The following is a 1,614-nucleotide window of genomic DNA, read 5'->3' as shown; positions in this document are numbered from 1 at the left end:
GAACGGCAACATCCACATTGGTCACTCTGTTAATAAAATTCTTAAAGACATTATCGTGAAATCGAAAACCATGAGTGGTTTCGATGCGCCATATATCCCGGGTTGGGACTGCCACGGTTTGCCAATCGAACACAATGTTGAAAAGAAAATTGGTAAAGCAGGCGTTAAGGTTGAGTTCTCGGCGTTCCGTAAAGCATGTCGTGAATATGCAGCAAAGCAAGTAGCTGGTCAGAAAGAAGACTTCATTCGTTTAGGTGTCTTTGGTGATTGGGACAAGCCTTATCTCACCATGGACTTCAAGTTCGAGGCCGATATTATTCGTGCATTAGGCAAGATCATTGATAACGGCCACTTAGTAAAAGGCTTCAAGCCAGTTTACTGGAGTGTGGTGGGTGGTTCTGCGTTGGCTGAAGCTGAAGTTGAATATCAAGACAAAGAAAGTACAGCTATTGATGCCCGTTACGATGTTGTCGATCGAGCTTCTGTGTTTGGTAAATTTGATGCCGCCGATAATGGCCAAAATCTTTCTATCGTAATTTGGACAACAACGGCTTGGACGCTTCCATCTAGCCAAGCGGTTTCTTTGAATCCTGATCTTGATTATTCCTTAGTGAAAGTCGATCTAGGATTGGGCGAAGAACTTGTGGTTCTTGCGCAAGCACTCGTTGATGACGCTATGGAGCGTTATGGTGCTGAAAACTTTGAAGTCGTTGGCTCGGCGAAAGGTTCTGATCTTGAAGGTGAGTTGTTGGTTCATCCTTTTTACCGCGACAAGCAGCTTCCTGTACTAGTTGGTGATCACGTAACAACAGATGCCGGTACGGGTGCAGTACATACAGCGCCTGACCATGGTGTTGATGACTTCAATGTTGGCAATAAGTACGGCTTAAAAACACTTAACTATGTCGACGATAACGGTGTTTATCGCGATATCGTTCCGATGTTTGCAGGTCAGCACGTTTATAAAGCCGACGGTCCGGTTCTTGAAGCGTTAACTAACGAAGGCAAGTTAGTTCTTAGCAAAAAGTTCTCGCACAGCTACCCGCATTGCTGGCGTACAAAAACGCCACTAATCTTCCGTGCAACGCCTCAGTGGTTTGTGAGCATGACGGAAAATGGCTTGAAAGATAAAGCGCTAGAAGCTGTGAAAGGCGTTAAATGGGTGCCATCTTGGGGTCAAAATCGTATTGAAGCGATGCTTGAGCAAAGCCCTGATTGGTGTATCTCACGTCAGCGTACTTGGGGTGTTCCGATTGCCTTGTTCGTGCACAAAGAAACTCAAGAACTTCATCCAAAAACGTCAGAGCTGATTGAACAAGTGGCTCAGCGTGTCGAAGGCACTGGCATGGATGCATGGTTCGATTTAGATGCTTCAGAGCTACTTGGCGATGATGCAGACAACTGGAACAAAGTAACCGATACCTTAGATGTATGGTTCGACTCTGGTGTGACACATGCAGCGGTACTTGAACAGCGCGCAGAGCTTGGTCAATACCCGGCAGATCTGTACTTAGAAGGTTCGGATCAGCACCGTGGTTGGTTCCAGTCATCTTTGAAAACTGGTATTGCGATCAAGGGTGAAGCGCCATACAAGCAAGTGCTTACACATGGCTT

General features: G+C 46.0%; 1 protein-coding gene. It reads left to right on the top strand.

Annotated features, from left to right (window positions below):
• Positions 1-1,614: isoleucine--tRNA ligase (ileS, locus tag A3739_RS22340; protein WP_068502822.1), on the top strand; the 1,614-nt coding region annotated here is incomplete at both ends.

The sequence above is a fragment of the Oleiphilus sp. HI0067 genome, assembly GCF_001635735.1.
The sequence above is the reverse complement of the archived record's forward strand: the minus strand, read 5'-3'. Positions and strand labels throughout refer to the sequence as shown.